At 58.5% G+C, this 19,147-nt stretch carries 18 protein-coding genes; 5 read left to right on the top strand and 13 right to left on the bottom strand.

Features of this window, described 5'->3' with window-relative positions:
- From WC509_06520 to WC509_06510, 3 genes are all read left to right on the top strand, one after another.
- Positions 1 to 581, top strand: a 581-nt coding sequence (locus WC509_06520; protein MFA5007102.1) for an RHS repeat-associated core domain-containing protein, incomplete at its 5' end; no start/stop codon positions are given.
- Positions 578 to 1,024 carry a hypothetical protein gene (locus WC509_06515; protein ID MFA5007101.1) on the top strand — a complete coding sequence of 149 codons (447 nt, stop codon included), beginning with the start codon at positions 578 to 580 and terminating at the stop codon, positions 1,022 to 1,024. The genes WC509_06520 and WC509_06515, both read left to right, overlap by 4 nt.
- A 409-nt stretch (positions 1,025 to 1,433) precedes the next feature.
- Positions 1,434 to 2,309 (top strand): RHS repeat-associated core domain-containing protein, encoded by an 876-nt coding sequence (locus WC509_06510; GenBank protein MFA5007100.1) that lies wholly within the window; start codon positions 1,434 to 1,436, stop codon positions 2,307 to 2,309.
- A 1,305-nt stretch (positions 2,310 to 3,614) separates the two neighbouring features.
- Here WC509_06510 and WC509_06505 read toward each other — a convergent pair.
- From WC509_06505 to WC509_06485, 5 genes are all read right to left on the bottom strand, one after another.
- The gene (locus WC509_06505; GenBank protein ID MFA5007099.1) at positions 3,615 to 4,565 is read right to left on the bottom strand and encodes a ribose-phosphate pyrophosphokinase; all 951 of its coding nucleotides are present in this window, start codon (positions 4,563 to 4,565) and stop codon (positions 3,615 to 3,617) included.
- A gap of 99 nt (positions 4,566 to 4,664) precedes the next feature.
- Positions 4,665 to 4,949, bottom strand: a complete 285-nt coding sequence (spoVG, locus tag WC509_06500; protein ID MFA5007098.1) for a septation regulator SpoVG — start codon at positions 4,947 to 4,949, stop codon at positions 4,665 to 4,667.
- 61 nt (positions 4,950 to 5,010) lie between these two features.
- A complete protein-coding gene (ispE, locus tag WC509_06495; protein MFA5007097.1) occupies positions 5,011 to 5,871 on the bottom strand; it encodes a 4-(cytidine 5'-diphospho)-2-C-methyl-D-erythritol kinase in 861 nt (286 codons plus the stop codon).
- A gap of 92 nt (positions 5,872 to 5,963) precedes the next feature.
- Positions 5,964 to 6,290, bottom strand: coding sequence for a YolD-like family protein (locus WC509_06490; GenBank protein ID MFA5007096.1), 327 nt, complete (start codon positions 6,288 to 6,290; stop codon positions 5,964 to 5,966).
- Entirely contained in the window at positions 6,287 to 7,552 is a 1,266-nt protein-coding gene (locus tag WC509_06485) for a hypothetical protein (GenBank protein ID MFA5007095.1), read from the bottom strand. Before WC509_06485 ends, WC509_06490 begins: the two co-directional genes overlap by 4 nt.
- Before the next feature lie 222 nt (positions 7,553 to 7,774).
- On the opposite strand from WC509_06485, the gene WC509_06480 reads away from it, so the two are divergent.
- Together WC509_06480 and WC509_06475 are read left to right on the top strand one after the other, a co-directional pair.
- Complete coding sequence (locus tag WC509_06480) at positions 7,775 to 8,560, top strand: helix-turn-helix domain-containing protein (GenBank protein ID MFA5007094.1); 786 nt, start codon at positions 7,775 to 7,777, stop codon at positions 8,558 to 8,560.
- Position 8,561: 1 nt separating this feature from the next.
- A complete protein-coding gene (locus WC509_06475; protein ID MFA5007093.1) occupies positions 8,562 to 9,911 on the top strand; it encodes an MATE family efflux transporter in 1,350 nt (449 codons plus the stop codon).
- 103 nt (positions 9,912 to 10,014) lie between these two features.
- Here WC509_06475 and WC509_06470 read toward each other — a convergent pair whose 3' ends face one another.
- The 8 genes from WC509_06470 to WC509_06435 all read right to left on the bottom strand — a co-directional run bounded on the left by WC509_06470 (position 10,015) and on the right by WC509_06435 (position 19,134).
- On the bottom strand, positions 10,015 to 11,349 hold the full coding sequence (locus tag WC509_06470) for an ATP-binding protein (GenBank protein ID MFA5007092.1): 1,335 nt from the start codon (positions 11,347 to 11,349) through the stop codon (positions 10,015 to 10,017).
- A 350-nt stretch (positions 11,350 to 11,699) separates the two neighbouring features.
- Positions 11,700 to 12,383: a response regulator transcription factor gene (locus WC509_06465; protein ID MFA5007091.1), complete on the bottom strand. Its 684-nt coding sequence runs from the start codon at positions 12,381 to 12,383 to the stop codon at positions 11,700 to 11,702.
- Positions 12,384 to 12,394: 11 nt separating this feature from the next.
- Positions 12,395 to 13,057, bottom strand: coding sequence for a phosphate signaling complex protein PhoU (gene phoU / locus WC509_06460; protein ID MFA5007090.1), 663 nt, complete (start codon positions 13,055 to 13,057; stop codon positions 12,395 to 12,397).
- Between the two features lie 43 nt (positions 13,058 to 13,100).
- Positions 13,101 to 13,874, bottom strand: coding sequence for a phosphate ABC transporter ATP-binding protein PstB (gene pstB, locus WC509_06455; GenBank protein MFA5007089.1), 774 nt, complete (start codon positions 13,872 to 13,874; stop codon positions 13,101 to 13,103).
- Positions 13,871 to 15,088, bottom strand: a complete 1,218-nt coding sequence (gene pstA, locus WC509_06450) for a phosphate ABC transporter permease PstA (protein ID MFA5007088.1) — start codon at positions 15,086 to 15,088, stop codon at positions 13,871 to 13,873. Before pstA ends, pstB begins: the two co-directional genes overlap by 4 nt.
- Positions 15,075 to 16,037: a phosphate ABC transporter permease subunit PstC gene (gene pstC, locus WC509_06445; protein MFA5007087.1), complete on the bottom strand. Its 963-nt coding sequence runs from the start codon at positions 16,035 to 16,037 to the stop codon at positions 15,075 to 15,077. Before pstC ends, pstA begins: the two co-directional genes overlap by 14 nt.
- A gap of 64 nt (positions 16,038 to 16,101) precedes the next feature.
- The gene (locus WC509_06440) at positions 16,102 to 17,046 is read right to left on the bottom strand and encodes a substrate-binding domain-containing protein (GenBank protein MFA5007086.1); all 945 of its coding nucleotides are present in this window, start codon (positions 17,044 to 17,046) and stop codon (positions 16,102 to 16,104) included.
- Between the two features lie 141 nt (positions 17,047 to 17,187).
- Positions 17,188 to 19,134 carry a hypothetical protein gene (locus WC509_06435; protein MFA5007085.1) on the bottom strand — a complete coding sequence of 649 codons (1,947 nt, stop codon included), beginning with the start codon at positions 19,132 to 19,134 and terminating at the stop codon, positions 17,188 to 17,190.
- Positions 19,135 to 19,147 lie beyond the last annotated feature (13 nt).

The raw sequence follows: 19,147 nt of genomic DNA, 5'->3' as shown, positions 1-19,147 counted from the left end.
ATTCAGAAATCGGGATGTATTATCTAAATAGCCGCTATTACTCCCCGGCCTTGTCGCGATTCCTGAACGCGGACGGCTTGCTTGGGGAACTTGGCGACATCGCCTCCGTCAACATGTATGCCTATTGTGTCAACAATCCCGTGATGAACGTTGATCCAACCGGGTATTGGGTTCTTGCATGTTCGTTATCATTTTCTGCGTGTATTATTGGAGGCGTTACTGTTTCAATTATCTCATTAACAGATGGAAAAGGAAACTGTGGCTTATTGATCGCAGCATTTGGCATTTTCGGAGTGTTGGCAGAGGGATCGTCACTGGGAGTCGGATTCATGTGGAAATATAAAACCGTTAATGAATATCTTAACGCTATAATGGTGGCTTACTCAATAGATGTTTATGTTGGAATGGATTTCGTTTCTGATCTCCCGAATTATTGGAATGGAGATTTTAAAGAACGTCTCGTTGGCGTACAACTCACTTGTCCCGGATTCGGAGCGGCATATACATCTAATGCCTTCTGGGCGCTCTATATACCCATACGGAAAGCGACATCGTGGGGAGGCGGAGGAAGATCAAGATGAAGAATAATTACTTATTTCGATTTATTACGAAACACAGGAAACTCTTCGCGTGGATATTGGTTTGCCTTGTGGTCATGATGCTCTGCATAATGGCGTTTTTTTATTCCGCAATTATTCGACTAAATACAATAATGCGTTTTGCAAATAACGGACGAGAAGTGGTTTGGAATAACGAGCTAAACGTTTCTGAAGACGATTTTGATGAACTTTCCTTTGTTACGCCGGTAAATACAGATACGCAATACTACATTAATGGGGGATGCAAATACACAGTTAACCGCCTCGAATCGGGCATCATAACAATATGCGGGATTGCAAATTATGAAGTGCTTGACTATAATTATCAGACCACAATTGAACAAATTAACAATCAAAGGTTCATTGTTTGTATGCAGATCATTCATTGGAAATGGACAGTAATAACGGTGGAAAGCATCAATTGAAAAGTACTATGTGCACATGTTTTCACAACCATTAGTTCGTGCATATGTGTGATTAACCTACTTGCGCCTTGCGTTAGAATGGACTGTATGAACGGATTATCGCAGCATATGTAGTGTGGATGGTGTGGGTGTTTGTCAGTGGGCCCCGAGTGATTTCATATAGGTACAACCAGGAGGGTTAGAGAAACCACGCTAAGCAAAAATGGATTGGCGCGGGAATTGAACGAGCGCTCTGCGATACTATGCATATTGGCAGGATATGACTCTCGCTCGTCGGGCAACTTTTACAGATTGCACTTCTCAAATCGTTCGTTCCTATGTCCATATCGAGGTCGATGTGCATCGACATTTCATCATTTGATATGACCAAAACAATTTGCTGCCTCCGCCGTGAGTCTATGTCAGGAAAGTGAACGGCGTCACTCAGGACACCTACGAGATCCGCTACCTGATCGATTCCGACGGAAGCATCCTAGGCTTCGTTTATGAAGATGCGACCTATTACTACCTGAAGGATCTTCAGGGCAACGTCATCGGCGTCATCGACGAAGCCGGAAACGAACTCGTGCAATACGAATATGACGCGTATGGGAACGTCATCAGCAATCCTGACGATCCTAATGGTAACATCTTCGAGATTAACCCATATACATATCGTGGATATCGATATGATTCAGAAATCGGGATGTACTACCTGAACAGCCGTTATTACTCCCCGGCCTTGTCGCGATTCCTGAACGCGGACGGCTTGCTTGGGGAACTTGGCGACATCGCCTCCGTCAACATGTACAACTACTGCGCGAACAATCCCGTGATGAACGTTGATCCAACCGGGTATTCGGTGGTAAGTTTCATTGGTTTTACCATCGTAATTGGCGCAATTGGAGGTGCATCGGTTACCGTTGCATGGGTTATAGATAGTTACGGAAATCAAGGAATTTTAATAACCGCAAGCTACGGGTTTTATCTACCTGGAATATCATTTTCGTGGGCGCCGTTCTTCTCGTGGCGAAGAACCATATATGATTTGCCCGGAATCTCGATGGTGGTTGGTGGCACAACGGCTTCGCCCTTAACATTTGGTATAGAATTCTTCAGCGACAATAAAGGCGTTGCGGGTATTTCATTAAGTATCGGCGTCGGAATTCCGAGTGTAGAAATTCACTTAGGTAGCGCGGTAACCGTGCTAATTCCGTTTAGCAAACAGAAATTGATTGAAAAAGTCCAGATTGTGGAATTGTTGAAACGAATAGGAGAGATGCTCCGTGGTCAAGCCCGCCGATAAGTATCTGGTATCCATATCATATTCATTCTATGAAAACTATCAGTTGTCGACGCTAGCGTTTTTTGATGACGGTTTTTCAATTTCTGGTCCCTTCATTGATACGACGAGATACCAATATCGTCAAGTGATAAAAGTTGTTCGAGCAAAGATATTGCCATTATTAAAGTTATACATGTATGGTTCGTATTTTGTTATTAATTCCTACTTTCCCGGACTAATTATCGAAATTTTCGTTAAGCATCAGGTGTTGTGTGAGAGATATAATAAATCGGTTCACAATCCTGGTTGTTCTTCATTTCAATACTGGCTGAACAATAAATAAGATAGCTGGCAATCTCAATCCGGTTGTATATCATGCAACTAGACCAGGTGTAAAACGTTATTAAACGCGTGACGCTTATTGGAATGACGACTACAATCACAAGCATTGAGGTAGTAATTTAGTTAACGGTCAAACCGCCTTGACGGGCATGGAATGTATCTATGCTTGGCAGGGATATTATTCTGGAGATAGGTATTCAGTTAGTCCAAGTGACTTCTATTGGTATTACTCAATTGTTGAAAAATATGCGAGGGTGGAATAAGCGTGGTATTGTATAAAAAGCGATTGCGTTATCCCATCGTGGGATATTATGGCTTAGTCGTTTCGCTTGTATGTTTTACGGAAGTGATATTGCACTTTGACCGTTATATATTTGCATTTCCTTTCCATATGGCGATATCGATTTTCCTCGTCGTGATAGTGTTGCTGCTGTTTGTGAATAACATATGCGGGTTCCAATTTCTGCTCGTTACCAACGAAAAATAGTAATTCGTCTGGCCGTTTTCAAGAAGACGTTTTTATTATCGTCGTACTCGAATTTACAAATGGTTCACGCAGAGTCCCGCGTTTCCATCGTTGGAAACGTGAATGAAACTGGAAAAGGGGAAATACTCATGCCTTTCATTAGATTGTCTGATCGTGCCCAATCGATCCTTGAAATAATACTGCGAGCAGCTGAGTATCAAGAGCACATCTCTGACAACGTGCGAAGTTAACGTACTTCCATTGGATAGTTGAACTCAACACTAATCCTTTGACGTCGATAAAGCCCCTATCTTGGAGGATGTTGTCTCGACAAATCGATCGATCTCCGGGTCTGCCGATGTCAACATTTGGATTCGTACCGATTCGAGTTATGGAAGTCGCGAGTGCAGGATGTTCCCCCTATACAAGAGAACCACCCCTTGTCTTCGCCAATCGGCGATCGATGCAAGGGGTGGTTCTTTAGTATGCTGGGATTTGAATTGGTTTTTGCGCGCGTTTCAACTGAACAGGGTCGAGATGCCCTGGTCGTCGATGATGTTGATGATGCCCTGCCCGAGCAGGGGAGCGATCGAGAGCTGCTTCAGCTTCGGGAACTTCTTCTCCTCCGGCAGATAAATCGTGTTCGTGCATACGAGTTCGATGATCGGCGAGTTGATCACGCGGTCCGGCGCCGCCCCGTTCAGAAGCGGGTGGGTGCAGAGGGCGTAGATGTCCTTCGCGCCGGCTTCCTTGAGCGCGACCGCGGCCGCGACCATCGATCCGGCGGTGTCGATCATGTCGTCGATGATGATGCAGTTCTTTCCGCGCACGCGGCCGATGATGTTCATCACCTCGGCGACGTTCGGCTCTGGACGCATCTTGTCGATGATGGCGATCGGGGCGACGAGGATGTCGGCGAGCGTCCTGGCGCGGGCGACGCCGCCATGGTCCGGCGAGACGACGCAGACGTTCTCGAGGTTCTTGGACTGGATGTAGTTCGCGAGGATCGGCATCGCGCGGAAGTTGTCGATCGGGATGTCGAAGAAGCCCTGGAGCTGGGCGGCGTGGAGGTCGACGCTGATGACGCGGGTCGCGCCGGCGACGGTGAGCAGGTCGGCGACCAGCTTCGCCGAGATCGGCTGACGCGCCTTCGCCTTGCGGTCCTGGCGGCAGTAGCCGTAGTACGGCATGACGATGTTGATTTCTCGGGCCGACGCGCGCTTCAGGGCGTCGATCATGATGAGCAATTCCATGAGATGCTCGTTCACGGGGTTCGAGGTGGTCTGGATGACGAAGACCTTGTGACCGCGCACCGTTTCGCTGATGTTGATCGAGATCTCGCCGTCCGCGAACCGCGACACTTCGCAATCGGACAGGGGAATCCCGACGTAATCGGCGATCTCCTGGGCGAGCGGATGGTTGGAGCTGAGCGAGAAGATCTTGACTTTGGATCCGTGGAAAATCGCCATCTGGTTCCTCCCGGGTCACTGGAAGTGACACCCCTATTATACACCGCGCCGAGACATAAAAAAAGTGCCAACCTTCCCAAGTCGGCACCGCGTGCGTTTTCATTCCGTAATCTTTTCGACCGGTTCGCCGGGCGGCAGCTTGCTGTAGGCTTCGAGTACGGCGTTTTCGATCATCTGGCGCGTCTCCGAGTTGATCGGATGGGCGACGTCCTTGAACTCGCCCGAAGGCATCTTCCGGCTCGGCATCGCGACGAACAGACCGTTCCGGCCTTCGATGACGCGGAGCTCATGGACCACGAAACTGGCGTCGAACGTGATCGCGGCGATCCCGACGAGGCGATTCTCGCCGTCGACGCGCTTGACCCGGACCTCGGTAATCAACATGTTAACACCTCTGGTCTGGATTATAGCATGAGCGAAACCCTTTTCCAATGGGGTTGCCCTTTTATTTTGTGAATTTGGCCGTGAAAATACGACATTTTTCGCCATTTTCGGCGATGAAACGCGCGATTTCGTCGCTTATTCCGAGGAACGCCTTGAGGATCGTCGAGCCGCTTCCGGTCATGACGACGCCCTCCGGACCCAGTTCGCGGGCGATCTTCGTCTTCCAGGATTCCACTTCGGGAGCGATCGCGAAGGTCGCCGGTTCGAGCGCGTTACGCATGTTCGCGACCATCCCGGAAACGTTCTGCACGGCTGCGGCGGCACGGAATGCGGCGAACGGAACGGACGGATATCCGCCCTCGTCCCACGCCGCGAAGACCTTTTCGGTCGACGTGAAGACGTTCGGATGGACGACCAGCACGGACCAGGCGGACAGGTCGAGGTCCGCCGGGACGATCCGCTCGCCGACGCCGTAAACGGCGGCGGGGCCGCCGACGAGGCAGTAGGGGATGTCGGCGCCGTGGCCGAGGGCGAAGGCGGCCATGTCTTCGGCCGACATGCGCCAGCCGAACAGTCCGTCGAGGCCACGGATCACGGCCGCCGCGTCGGCGGAGTTCCCGCCGAGACCGGCGCCGGCCGGAATCCGCTTCTTGATCGCGATCTCGACCCCCGTCGTCTCGCCGTGGCGCACGAGCAGCGCGGCGGCGACGCGCGTGATCAGGTTGTCGCCGTTTTCAAGGAACCGGTCGTTGGAGTCGATGCGGACGCCGGCAAGGCCGGGGACACGTGCGATCGCGACGTCGTCGCAGAGGTCGATCGTGGCGTTGAACATCTCGAGTTCGTGGTAGCCGTCGGGACGCTTCCCGACGACGTTCAGGAAGAGGTTGACCTTGGCATATGCCTTCTCATCAATCCGATCCAAGACGTCCCCTCCTTCCCGTTCTCCTCCATTGTATCATGCGGACGCGTGTTTTCCAATCGTCCGAAAAGACGAGATCGCCGTCGCCGGCGATCTCATTGAAGCGTGATTTCGAGGATGTCCTCGGCCTTGAAGCGTTCCCAGGTCGAGAGCACGATCTCCTTCGCGGTGTAGTCGACCCTTTTGATCGTGCCGTAGGTGAAGCGCACGTAGCCGTCGTGATGGTACTTGACCTCGATCTCGGCCTTGGTCGAAAGCGCCTCCTGGAGCTGGCGGTTGAGCTCGTCGCAGGCGTCGTCGGACAGCCGCGGCCGTTCCCGCTTGCCGAGCCGGTAGCGCATCTCCTCGAGCATGGAGGTGTATCCGGCGAGGGCGTCGAAGGCGTTCCACTTGATGATCCCGCGGTCCACGTAGGCGCTCATGCGTGGTGACCCCCGATCATTTCGTTCCTGGCCTTGATGGTCGAGGAAACCAGTTCGCTCGAGGCGCGGTTGACGGCGTTCTTCCCGAAGCGGAACTTGATCTCGTCGATCGCGGTGAAGACCGCCTCCTCCCGGACGGCGCGCTCGACGTCGTCGAAGAGGCTCGCCTGGCGCGGCTGTTTGTCGACCAGGTTCCCGACGCCGACGTGGACGCGGCGGATCGGGCAGCGTTCATAGTGCATGTTGAAGAGGTGCAGGCAGGCCTTGTACACGTCGCTCTCGTTGGACGTCGGCTGGTCGAGGGTGATCTGGCGGCCGAAACCGCCGCCGACCTCCTGGCCGTAGCCGATCCCGAAGTGGACGGTGCGGGCCGCCTTGCCGGCGAGACGCAGGCGGCGGCAGACCTCGTCGACCATCTCGATCACGATCTGGTAGATGTCCGGCGGATAGTAGTCGCGGAACAGGACTTGGCCGCTGCCGAAGCTCTTCGTCACGGGCTTGACCTTGGATTTGTCCTGGATCATGCTCATGTCGACGCCGTGCGTATGGTACCAAAGTTCCTCGCCGAGGATCCCGAAGCGCTTCTTGAGGCGGCCGACGTCGCACTTGGCGATGTCGCCGATGCGGTACATCCCCATCTGGTTGAGGTGCGCCTCCATGTTGCGGCCGATCCCCCACATTTCCGAAAGGGGAGTCACCGTCCAGAGCTTGTTCGGCAGATCTTCGTAATCCCATTTGGCGATGAAGTCGGGGGCGCGCTTCGACTCGATGTCGAGCGCCAGCTTCGCCATCAGCATGTTCGGACCGATGCCGCAGGTGGCGGTGACCTTCGTCTCGGCGTAGATCGCCGCCATGATCTCCCTGGCGAGTTCGACGTCGGTCTTCTTGTAATAGTCCACGTATTCGGTGAAGTCCATGAAGACCTCGTCGATCGAGTAGACGTAGAGGTCCTCCTCGGAGACGAAGCGCATGTAGATCTCGACGATCTTGGTGGAGAATTCGAGGTACTTGTCCATCCGCGGCTTCTGGAAGATGATCTTGATGTTGCGCGGCAGTTCGAAGATGCGGCAGCGGCTCGGCACGCCGAGCCTCTTCAGATACGGCGAGACGGCGAGCACGATCGATCCGTCGCCGCGACCCTTGTCGGCGACGACGAGGGGCGTCTCGAAGGGGTCGAGCCCGAGCAGGCTGCATTCGACCGAGGCGTAGAAGCTCTTCAGGTCGATGCACATGATGTGGCGGTGCAGGCGATATTCTTCCACGGTCTCCCCTCCTTCGCAACCATTATACCGATTTTGGCGGCGCTTGGAAAGCCCCGGCGGCGGTTTTCGCGACTGAAAGCGGCATCTTTTTACTATCGTAAAAACGGGCCTCGGGACGATTCTCGCGGCGGTTCGCTTTTCACCGGCGGGCGCCGTTGACATTCGCGTTTCGCGGGTCTATAATATAGTTGTCCAAAATATACAACGCATTGGAGGATATCCATGAAGACACTTGAAACGGCGCTTGGCCGACTCAATTTCTCGCACAACGAGGCCGCCGTCTACCTGTACCTGCTCGAACACCCGGGCCGCACGGTCTACCAGATCGCCCGCGACCTGTCGCTTTCCCGCTCCACCGCCTATCCCGTCGTCGCGAAGCTTTTCTCCGACGGCGCGGTCCTGATGGAATCGTCCGCGGACAAGGACGCCTATTTCGCCGAGGCGCCGGCGGCGCTGCTTTCGCGGATCCGCGCCGGCGTCGACGAGACGATCGGCTATCTCGCGCAGGAACTGCCGAAGACGGCCGTGAAGCCGGAGCGCGACGCCTACGCCACGGTCGTCGGCTACGAGTCCGTCGTCGCCCGCGCCCGGGAAATGCTGCGGTTCGCGACCAGGGAGGTCTACATGAACACCGACCTCGACATCGGTCTGTTTCAAAGCGAGTTCGCAGCCTTGGCGGCGGCGAACGTCCGCGTCATCGTCTTCTCGTTCCATGCGCAACGCGCGTTTCCCGGCATGGTGGAACTCTTCTCGCATGGACTCCCCGGCTTCTGCAACTCCCGCCTGATGCTCGTCGCCGACGGGAAGGAATCGATGCTCGCGAACCTGAACGAGAACCGCGGCGAGTGGACCGGGACGGTCTCCAGCAACGCCCTCTTCACGAAGGTCGTCGCCGAACACATCCATCACGACATCTATCTGACGCGGATCACCGAGACGCAGGGGAAGAACCCCTTCGAGGAACATCCGGAGATCCTGCTCGGCACGCTCGCCGAGCGGCTGGAGTGACATGCTCGAACATCTGAACCGACAGAACTACCTGAAGGTGGTCCTGTCGATCGCCCTGCCGCTGTCGCTGCAGGTCCTCTTCCAGTCATCGCTCGGCATCATCGACCAGATCATGGTCGGAACGCTCGGCGAGACGGTCATCTCCGGAATCGGTCTCGGCGGGAAGATCCCGACGGTGTTCTTCTTCACCTCGGGAGCCTTCACCGTCGGCGCGTCGATCCTGATGAGCCAGTTCTACGGCCGCAAGGATCGCGAGAACGTATCCCGCGCCTTCGTCCTCTTCAGCCGCTGGATCGCCGTCGTCGGCATCGTCTTCTTCCTCGGGGGAATCCTGTTCGCCGAATCGATCATCTCGATCTACACCCCCGACCCGGCGGTCCGCGCCGTCGGCGCCGTCTATCTCCGCATCGTCGCCGTCGGCTTCCTCCCGAGCGTCGTCACCGGCATGGTCGGCAGCCTCTTCCGCAGCCTCGGGAAGGTCAAGCTCCCGACCTACGCCTCGTTCGCCGGCGTGTTCCTGAACACCTTCCTGAACTGGGTGCTCATCTTCGGGAAGTTCGGCCTGCCCGCGATGGGCGCCGCCGGTGCGGCGATCGCGACGACGGCGACGCGGTTCCTCGAGTGCGCGATCCTCGTCGGCTTCTTCCTCGCGCATCAGAAGAAGCCGACGGAGGCCTTCGACCTGAAACTCGGTGTCGGTTCGGTCTTCCGGCTGAATGCCTTCCGGATCACCCTGCCGATCTTCCTGTCGGAACTGCTCTGGAGCCTCGGCGAGAACGCCTACGGCATCATCTACGGCCACATCGGCACCGCCGAGACGGCCGCGATGGTGTCGATCGGTCCCGTCGTGATGCTCACGATCGGCTTCTTCGCCGGAGTCAGCCAGGCGGCGTCGGTGACCACGGGCAACCGGCTCGGCGCCGGCGAACCGGACTTCGCGCTGTTCCTCGGGACGCGGACATGGCTCATCGGAATGTTCGGCGCGATCGTCTTCGGAATCCTCGTGATCGTCGCGTCGCCGTTCTATCCCCGCATCTACAACGTCGGAGAGACGACGCGCGCGACGATGTCGGCGATCCTCATCGCCTATGCCCTCGTGCTCTGGATCAAGGTGTCGAACATGATCCTCGGCGGCGTCCTCAAGGCCGGCGGGAAGACCAAGTATGTCTTCTACATGGATCTCGTCGGAACGTGGGCGATCGGCGTCCCGCTCGGCGCGGTCACGGCGTTTCTCTTCGACTGGCCGATCCAGTACGTCTATCTCGCGATCGCCCTCGAGGAACTGGTGCGACTCATCATCGGCGTGGTCCTCCTGCGCTCGCGAAAATGGATCAGGACGATCTCCGCATAAAGTCCGCGAGCGCGGGATCGACGCCCGTACATGTCAGAGGCTCGAACGAAAACCCCCCGACCATTCCGATCGGGGGGTTTTGCATGTGGCAGGATTCCGTCGCTCAGGCCGGGAACCAAACCGTGATTCTGGTTCCCTTGCCAAGCTCGCTCTCGAGGGTGATCTTCCCCCGGTAGGCGAGCACGATGTGCTTCACGATCGCGAGTCCGAGGCCGGTCCCGCCGGTCTTCTTCGAGCGCGCCTTGTCGACGCGGTAGAAACGTTCGAAGACGCGCGCCTGGTCGGCCTTGGGAATCCCGATGCCGTCGTCCTGTACGACGAGTTCGACCCCGGCGTCGTTCTTGGCAAGGGAGATCCGGACATGGCCGCGTTCGACGCCGTACTTGATCGCGTTGTCGGCGAGGTTGCGGACCAGCTGGGTCATGTGCTCGTGGTCGGCGTAGAGGGCCGTCGGCACGAGGGTGGTCGCGATCGTGATGCCGCGTTCGGCGGCGATCGGCTCGAGTGCGGCGGCGACTTCCTTGACGACGTCCGCGAGGTCGATGTTCGTCGCGTTCTTCGTCAGCCCGCCCTGCTCGTACTTCGAAAGGTCGAGCATGTCGGCGACGAGGTGGTTCATGCGCCGCGCCTCCTGGATGATCCGTTGCGCCAGGTCGATGGTCTCTTCGGGTCCCTTGGTCATGTTCGCGGCGATCAGTTCGGAGGCACCGAGGATCGAGGTGAGCGGGCTCTTGAGTTCGTGCGACGCGTTCACGAAGAAATCGCGCTTGAGAACCTCGAGCTCACGTTCCTTCGTGATGTCGGTGTAGATCAGAAGGACGCTTTCCGTCTCCTTGCCGTCATCCGGGTTCTTGATGACGGTGACGGAATAGGACCGTCCGTCGACGGAATCGGTGCAGTTCGTCCCGATGCCCTTCTCGAGGGCGTCGCGGATCGCCGCCTGGATTGTCTCGCCGCGGAACAGGTACAGATAGTCACGGTCGAGGTTGTCGTCATTGAATCCGAGCAGGGACTTCAGAAAACGGTTGACGAGGACCACGCGGCCGTAGACATCGAGGATGCAGAGCCCTTGGTCCATGTGGTCGAGGATGAAGTCGAGTTTGCGCTTCTCGTTACCGAGTTCCCGGATGTTCGAGGAGATCATCCTGGCAATGTCGTTGATCTCGTTCGTGATCATGTTCATCTCGTCAGCGCTCTCGATCGGAAGACGTTCGACGTAACGCCCTTCGGGGATCGCCTTGAGCGATGCGGCGGTCTCCCGTAGCGGGCGCAGCGTCCGATCGGCGACGAGTTTTGCGAAGACGATGGCGACGCCGACGAGGAAAGTCGCGACCAACAGCGTCAGAAGAACGAACTCGGTAATGAATGGAGTGATCGAAGACGCCGGAATCGAAACCCGAAGATAGCTTCCGTCCGGCAATCTTTCGGCCAGATACATCATTCGTTTCCCGAGCGTCTCCGAATAGCGAACAACGAATGTTCCCGGGTCTTGAAACTCAGGTCTCGAAAGGTGGTTTTCGCTAGAAACGAGGGCGGAATCGGCGAGGACGACCCCCCCCTGATCGATCAGCGTGATGCGCAGATCGGTGCCGATTCCATCGAATGCGTCGATCGTCTCCTCGATGTCTCCTGATTCTTCATAATGGTCTTTGACAATGATCAAATAGTTCTGTATATTCATTTCAGTTGCTTTTGAGATCGAATTCTGGACAACAAGCGTCGATCCGAAAAGAAACGTCGCAAAGACGATGACGATGATCAGACCGAATCGAACGACGAGCTTTTTCTTCATGGAACGAACTTGTACCCGATCCCGCGGACGGTCTTGATCGGGTCCTCCGGCAATCCGGCTCGTGCCAGCTTCTGTCTGACTTCCTTAACGTGAACGTCGAGCGTTCTCGTCTCTCCGAGATAGTCGTAACCCCAGACGGAATCGAGGATCGACTCGCGTGTCAACGCCCGGTTCGGATTGCTCATCAGGAGTCGCAGAAGCGAGAATTCCTTTGCCGTCAGGGAAACCTCGTTTTCACCGACGATGCATGCGTGTTCGGCGATATTCAGAACGATTTGACCCGATTCGACGGTTTCCGTCTGCTTTTTATCGTTTCTTCGAAGCAATGCCTTGACGCGGCTGATCAGTTCGAGGACCCCGAAGGGCTTGACGAGGTAGTCGTCGGCACCGGCGTCGAGGCCGACGACGCGTTCGATCTCGGAACTCTTCGCGGAGACGATCATGATCGGGATCGACGGCATGCCCGGGTTCCCGCGCAGCTTCCTGAGTATCTCGATCCCATCCGAGTCCGGTAACATGATATCGAGCAGAATGAGATCTGGCAACGCCAGTTCAATCGCCGCATACAGCGATTTTCCGTCTGTGAACGTGTCGACTTCGTATCCCGAGTTCGCGAGTGCGATGTGGATGATGTGGCCGATGTTCGGATCATCTTCGACCGAGTAGATCAGAGCGCCCATGGAATCCCTCCTCAGAAAATCAGATTGTGCTTGTGTTCGCCGGTGATCGAGAAGACCACCCATTCGCCGATGTTCACGGCGTGGTCGCCGATGCGTTCGAGGTACTTCGCGACCATCATCGCGTAGATCGCGTAATCGGCGTCGATGGTCCCGCTTCTGATCGCGGAGGCCACCGTCTTCTTGACCGATTCGAAATAATCGTCGACGACGTCGTCGTCGTCATGGATGCGCTCGGCGAGCGCGACGTCGCGGTTGATGAAGGACGAGAGCGCGCTGCGAATCATCTCGGTCGCGGCCTCGGTCATCGGCTTCATTTCCCTGATCTCGTAGGGTTTCTTCGTCTTCTCCATGAAGATCGCCATCTTCGAGATGTCGGCCGCATGGTCGCCGATCCGTTCGAGATCGGTGATCATCTTCAGGACGGACGTGATCAGCCGCAGGTCCTTCGCGACCGGCTGTTCCTTCAGGATGATCTTGAGGCATTCCTTCTCGATCGTCTGTTCGAAGGCGTTCACGACCTTGTCGGCTTTGACGGTGCGTTCCGCGAGATCGACGTCCATCGTCAGAAACGACCGGAGTCCCGCGTCGATGTTCTGCATCACGGTGTCACCCATCTTGATCAGTTCCAGCTTCAGGTTTTCCAGTTCTTCGTCGAAACGGATGCGGCTGTTCATCGGCCTGCTCCCCCTTCAATCATTATATCATAGATGCGCGTCATCATCCGAACCTCCCGGTGATGTATCCTTCCGTCTTCGGATTCGACGGATGGCTGAAGAGCTTGTCGGTGGGTCCGACCTCGACCAGTTCCCCCGAGAGGAAGAACGCGGTGTAGTCGGAGATCCGCGCCGCCTGTTGCATGTTGTGGGTCACGATCACGATCGTGTAATCGTTGCGGAGGCCGACGATCAGCTCCTCGATCTTCGCGGTCGCGATCGGGTCGAGCGCCGACGTCGGCTCGTCCATCAGGATCACGTCCGGTGCCATCGCGATCGCGCGGGCGATGCAGAGCCGCTGCTGCTGCCCGCCGGACAGGCTGAGGGCACTCTCCTTGAGCCGGTCCTTGACCTCCTCGTAGAGGGCGGCGTCCCTGAGCGCGCGCAGGACGATCTCCTCGAGGGTCTTCTTGTCCCTGATGCCCTGGCATCGGGGTCCGTAGGCGACGTTGTCGAACACGCTCATCGGAAACGGATTCGGTTTCTGGAAGACCATCCCGATCCTTCGGCGCAGGTCGATCACGTCGGTCCCCGGCGCATAGATGTCTTCGTCGCGATAGCGCACGTCGCCCTCGATCCGGCAGTTCGGGATCAGGTCGTTCATCCGGTTGAGCGTGCGCAGAAACGTCGATTTCCCGCAGCCGGACGGCCCGATGAGGGCGGTCACGCTGCGCCTGGCGATGTCGACCTTGATGTTCTTGAGCGCATGCGTCGCGCCGTAGTGCAGATTCAGTCCTTCGATCCTGAAGGCGCCGTCGACGTTGCTTTCGCTGTTCATGCGCCCACCCCCGTTCTCTTCCTGATGTAGCGGTTCGTGATCAGTTTGACGACGATGTTGAGGAACACGACGATGACGACGATGATGATCGCGATCGTCGCCGAGAGTTCGACGTTGGCCGGTTCGTCCGTCATCATCGCCCATATGTGCACGGCGAGGGGAGTCGACTTCCCCGTCAGGGAGACGTCGTCCTTGATCGTGGTGCCGATCGCGAAGACGAGTGCGGCCGATTCGCCGATGATGCGCCCGATCGCCAGCAGCACGCCCGTCACGATGCCGGGAAGGGCGCTCGGAAGGACCGCCTTGAAGGTCGTTTGGGTCATGGACGCGCCGAGCGCGAGCGACGCCGAGCGATAGTCGTCGGGAACCGTCTTGAGGCTTTCCTCGGTGGTGCGGATGATCACCGGAAGGAGGATGACCGCGAGCGTCATCGAACCGGAAAGGAGATTTCCGCCGGTCGCGCCGGTCCACTTCACGGTGAGCGGCACGAAGACCGCGAGCCCCAGCAGGCCGTAGATGATCGACGGCACCCCGGTGAGCGTCTCGATGAAGGTGCGGATCGCTTTCGTGAATGGTCCGACGGCGGCGTATTCGGTCAGGTAGATCGCCGCGGCGACGCCGATCGGAAGCGCGATCAGGAGCGTGAGTCCGATGAGCACGAGCGTCGTCAGGATCGATCCGCGGATTCCGCCGCCCTTCGTCTGGAACTCGATTTCACGGATGGCATCGTTCGCATCGAGCGAAGCGATCATGTTCTCGGCCCCGTAGCGCGAAAGCGCGGTGGAATATCCGTCGAAGGCGATCCGGACCACGTCGTAGTCGGTCCGGAGCGGGAGCGGTTCGGTGCCGACGCCCTTGTCGTGCAGATAGGCGAAGGGGCTGTCCGGATGGACGTAGTCGACCTCGACGACCGTCTTTCCGAGCAGATCGGTCGCGTCGGAGAGGGCGATGCCCCATTTCTCCGAATAGAACGATCCTTCCGGCAGGTCGATCCCGGCGGCGCAGTCGCACGCTTCGGATCCTTCGTAGAAGTCGGCGACGAACCCCTGCGATTCGAAGTTCTCGACGACCAGGTCGAGGTTGAGGAGCGCCGCTCCCTTCCCGAAGATGAAGGCGAGGATCGCGATCAGGGCGGCGAGGCTCGCGGTCGATGACAGATAGGTCGCGGCGTTCAGGAAGAAATCCCGGAGCTTGCGCGCGCTACGCCTTGACATGGACGGATCCCACCCTTCGCCTGATCGCGTTCAATGACAGATTGGTGATCAGGATCACGACCATCAGCACGAGACCGACGGAGAAGCGGATGTCGTAGTCGATCCCGGTCGTTTCCTTCAGTCCCTCGAGCATCATCGTGGTCAGCGTCGCGGTGGTGTCGAGGAGGTCGAACGACACCCCGGAGCGCCGTCCGCCGGCGACCAGCGAGACGGCCGTCGCCTCGCCGAGGGCACGGCCGACGCCGAGGATCGCGCTCGTGAAGATGCCCGACTTGGCGGCGGACAGCACGACCTTGAAGTGGGTCTGCGTCTTCGAGGCGCCGAGTGCGAGCGAACCGTGCTCGAGCGCCTTGTCGACCGATCGGATCGCGACCTCCGAGATCGAGGTGATCGTCGGGATCGTCATGAGCGCCAGCACCAGCGCCGCCGCCAGGATCGAGTTCCCGCCTTTCGACTGGTATCCGATCGCCATGCTGAAATCGTAGACGAGCTTCAGGATCACCCCGGCTCCGAAGAGCCCGAAGACGATCGAGGGGATCGAGGCGAGCGTCTCGACGACGGTGCGCAGGACCTTCGCGAGCGGCTTCGGCGCGACCTTGGCGATGAAGAGCGCCGTGAGCACCCCGACGGGAAAAGAGACGGAAAGCGACAGGAAGGTGATGAAGAGCGTCGAGAGGATCAGATATCCGACGCCATAGGCGTTCGAAACGAAGGTCGCGCCGACGAGCCAGACGTCGCCCGTCAGGAAGCGGAACAGGTCGACCGAGCCGAGGCCGTCGTTGTCGGAGACGAACGGGATGATCCCTCGGACCAGGACGATGCCGGCGATCAGGAAGACGAACGAAGCGGAAAGCAGCGCCGCGGCCAGGAAGACGCTCTTTACGACATGGTCGATGCGGCGGCTGCGGACGGTGTTCCGCATCGCGATGCCGATCATCGGATTCGTCATCCGCGATCCCTCCTTTCATGCGAAAAGACCCTTCCGGGTCTCATGAACGCCGATGTGATTCGAATCATTCGCCCGCGGCGACGTCGGACCACTTCGCGCTGGTTCCGTCGTAGATCGCCTTCAGGTCGGCGGCGGTGACGTCGGACAGCGGGTTGCTCAGATGGACGATCGCGACGATGGCGTCCCAGGCGAGCTGGCCGATCTGCGACTCCGGAACCGTTTCGGTGGACTTGAAGAGGCGGGAGGCGAAGGCGACGTCCTTGCCGACGGAAGTATCCTTGATGGCAGGGTCGTTGGTGCGCTTGTAGGCGTCGCCGGAGCCGGTGTGGTCGTGCTCGGCGACGAAGTTGCCGCACTTGGGCATGAAGGCCGCGGTCAGCGCCTGGGCGACCTTCTGGATCGAGTCGGACCCGCCGAAGCGCACGGTCACGCCGCTGTTGTCCTCGACGCAGACGTCGTGCTGGGCTTTGATCGAGTCCCAGGTGGTCGAACTCGGGAGCGAGATGGCGCCGGCATTGGCGATGATGTCGCCGGCATCGGTCGTGCCGAGGAAGGCGACGAACGCGTTGACGATCGCTTCGACCGTATCGGAAGGATAGTCGCCCGCCGCCCGGGTCATCCACATGAACGGACGCTTGAGGGCGTAGGTGTTGTTGATGACGTTGGCTTCCGTGGGAGCGACGCCGTTGTAATACAGTCCCTTGACGCTGGTGTTGACGCTCGAGAGGGAGATGTAGCCGATGCCGTATTCGTCGATCGTCATCGCCGTCAGGATGCCGGTATTGTCCTTGATGATGAAGCCGTCGGCGAGGACCGAATCGTCGGTCTCGGCCTCGGCGAAGCCGATGCCGGCCATGAAACCGGCCCTGGTTCCCGAGGTGGTATCCCGGGTGTAGACGTTGATGGACATGGACGCGTCGAATGCTTCGGTGGTGGTGGTCGTGGATCCGCAGGCGACCAGCGCCGCGGCGGCGATGAGGACGGTCATCGCAAGCAGGATTCTCTTCATGGGTCGATCAATCTCCTTTTCTGGATTTCCGACCTCATTCTACGCTTCCCCGGCGCCGGCTCACACCCGTCTCGTGTAAAGGATTGTAAAGTCGAGGTAAAAAAAACGCCGCGGATGCGCGGCGTCGATGGATCGGATTCGTCAGGATTTCGGCTTGCGGCGGAAGATCCGCGCGCCCTTCAGGAAAGCGAGCGTCCGCTGGTTCCAGAAGAGCATCGCGAACGCCCCGCCCACGGCGACGGCGGGGAGAACGATCGCGAAGACCATCGTACCGGTCTGGATCTTCGCCTTCACGACCACGGTCAGCTCCTCGGTGATTCCGTTCGTGAGCGTGACGATGACCGTCGTGGATCCGAATTTCAAGCCCGATGCGTTCCCGTCGTCGTCGATGGCGAGGATCGTCGGATCGCCGATGGCGTATCCGGCGACGGTCGCGTCCCCGAGGGTCACGTGGTCGAGGAGGGAAATGGATTCCGTTTCGGCGCGGATCACGAGTTCGCGGGACTTCAGACTCAATCCCGCGATCGCCGCGCGGATCGCCGTCGCGGCATCGTCGACGGCCGTCTGCGCGGCATCCGCGTCGTCCATGATCGCATCCGCGGCGTCGATCCGACGCACGAGGATCTGGAAGGACGAGTTGGAATAGACGGCAGCGCGCATCGAGGCTCCGTCCGCGATCGCGGCGGCCAGCACGGTCTTGTCGGCCCGTTCCGTCAGGAGGGAGGAAAGACCGTCGAGCAGCACGAGCGCCGCGTCCGCCTCGCTCTGGTCGGTATCCTTGTCGAGGATCACCGCGAGCACGTCCGCGAGAGTGGTTTCGTAAAGCGCGGCCGATGCCGGAGTGAAGGGCGACAAATCGAGCGCCGCGGCCGTCCGATAGGCGGCGTCGAGCGCGTCGACGTCCGCACGCGGCACCAGGAGCGCGAGCGCGTCTTGAACCTGAGTGAGCAGCGCGTCGGTCTCCGCCTGCGAGGCGTCGGCGTCGGCGATCGCGGCGTTGACCGCCAGATAGGTGCCGTAGGCGAGGACGGCTTCGCGGAAGAGCGCGTGGGACGAGGTGGTGTAGGATTCGCGTTCTTCGTAATAGGCGACGATCGCGGCGTTGTTGGCGAGGACGAGGGCGCTCTTGTCGGCGCGCAGGACGAGGAGGTCGTACAGGGAGGACAGGGCGGTGGTCGCGGCGGCGACCTCCGCGACGTCGGCCTCGGGATCGTCGATCACGGTCTTGACCTGCACGAGTCCGGCGGTGAAGAGCGGTGCCGTCGACGGCGTATACGGCGTCAGGTCGTATTCGACCGCGATTCCGTAATCGGCGATCAGCGACGTCTTGTCGGGTCGCAACGCGAGAAGCGTGAGTGCGGCTTCAACGGCGGACAGGGCGGTTGCGGCTTCGTCGACGCTCGCATCGGCGTTTCCGACGATCTCGTCGACGGTCATCGCGACGCCGGCGAGAATCTCGGTGGCGAAGGCGTCGTAAGCGGCCTGGAATGCGGCGAACGTCGACGGGATGTAGATCGACCCGTCGGATCCGTCGATCGCATCCGCTTCGGCGATGGCCTGAAGCAGATCGGTCTTGTCGGCGAGCGGAACGAGGACGTCGACGGCGCCGAGGATGATCGCCGTCTGGGCGGAGGTCAGGGTCTCGCCGGCACGTTCGTTCTGGATCACGTTGCGCACCGCGTCGAGGATCGCGGTGTAGTCGGCGCGGGAACGGACGGTATAGGCGGTGACGTTCCTCGCCCGGGCGACGATGTAGGCGTCGGAGACGGCATCCCACGTCGCCTTCGTCACAAGCTGCGACAGAAGCTGCCTCAGATCGGCTTCGAGGGCGTCGACGGCGCTCTGTTCGGCGAACGGATCGGAAAGCATCGCGTCGACGGCAGCGAGTCCGCCGAGGTCGTCGAGATCGGCTTCGAACGCGAGGAATGAATCGGCATTGTAACCCGCTTCGGCGGCGATCGCCGCGGCGACCTGGTCGCGCGCATCCTGGAGACCGGTGTAGTCGTCGGCGGCCGAGACCCGGAGAGACGGTGAAAAGGCGATCAGAACGATCGCGGACAGAAGCGCGATGACGGTTTTCCGGATCATGCTCACGGGAACG

It is taken from the genome of Candidatus Izemoplasmatales bacterium (assembly GCA_041649275.1).
In the GTDB taxonomy this organism is placed as follows: Bacteria; Bacillota_I; Bacilli_A; order Izemoplasmatales; family Hujiaoplasmataceae; genus UBA12489.
The sequence above is the reverse complement of the archived record's forward strand: the minus strand, read 5'-3'. Positions and strand labels throughout refer to the sequence as shown.

What these genes read in the sequence shown, in the direction of transcription:
- WC509_06515 (MFA5007101.1), top strand. Translation starts at nt 578, where the DNA reads ATGAAGAATAATTACTTATTTCGATTTATTACGAAACACAGGAAACTC.
- WC509_06505 (MFA5007099.1), bottom strand. Translation starts at nt 4,565, where the DNA reads ATGGCGATTTTCCACGGATCCAAAGTCAAGATCTTCTCGCTCAGCTCC.
- spoVG (MFA5007098.1), bottom strand. Translation starts at nt 4,949, where the DNA reads ATGTTGATTACCGAGGTCCGGGTCAAGCGCGTCGACGGCGAGAATCGC.
- WC509_06490 (MFA5007096.1), bottom strand. Translation starts at nt 6,290, where the DNA reads ATGAGCGCCTACGTGGACCGCGGGATCATCAAGTGGAACGCCTTCGAC.
- WC509_06480 (MFA5007094.1), top strand. Translation starts at nt 7,775, where the DNA reads ATGAAGACACTTGAAACGGCGCTTGGCCGACTCAATTTCTCGCACAAC.
- WC509_06475 (MFA5007093.1), top strand. Translation starts at nt 8,562, where the DNA reads ATGCTCGAACATCTGAACCGACAGAACTACCTGAAGGTGGTCCTGTCG.
- WC509_06470 (MFA5007092.1), bottom strand. Translation starts at nt 11,349, where the DNA reads ATGTATCTGGCCGAAAGATTGCCGGACGGAAGCTATCTTCGGGTTTCG.
- WC509_06465 (MFA5007091.1), bottom strand. Translation starts at nt 12,383, where the DNA reads ATGGGCGCTCTGATCTACTCGGTCGAAGATGATCCGAACATCGGCCAC.
- phoU (MFA5007090.1), bottom strand. Translation starts at nt 13,057, where the DNA reads ATGAACAGCCGCATCCGTTTCGACGAAGAACTGGAAAACCTGAAGCTG.
- pstB (MFA5007089.1), bottom strand. Translation starts at nt 13,874, where the DNA reads ATGAACAGCGAAAGCAACGTCGACGGCGCCTTCAGGATCGAAGGACTG.
- pstA (MFA5007088.1), bottom strand. Translation starts at nt 15,088, where the DNA reads ATGTCAAGGCGTAGCGCGCGCAAGCTCCGGGATTTCTTCCTGAACGCC.
- pstC (MFA5007087.1), bottom strand. Translation starts at nt 16,037, where the DNA reads ATGACGAATCCGATGATCGGCATCGCGATGCGGAACACCGTCCGCAGC.
- WC509_06440 (MFA5007086.1), bottom strand. Translation starts at nt 17,046, where the DNA reads ATGAAGAGAATCCTGCTTGCGATGACCGTCCTCATCGCCGCCGCGGCG.
- WC509_06435 (MFA5007085.1), bottom strand. Translation starts at nt 19,134, where the DNA reads ATGATCCGGAAAACCGTCATCGCGCTTCTGTCCGCGATCGTTCTGATC.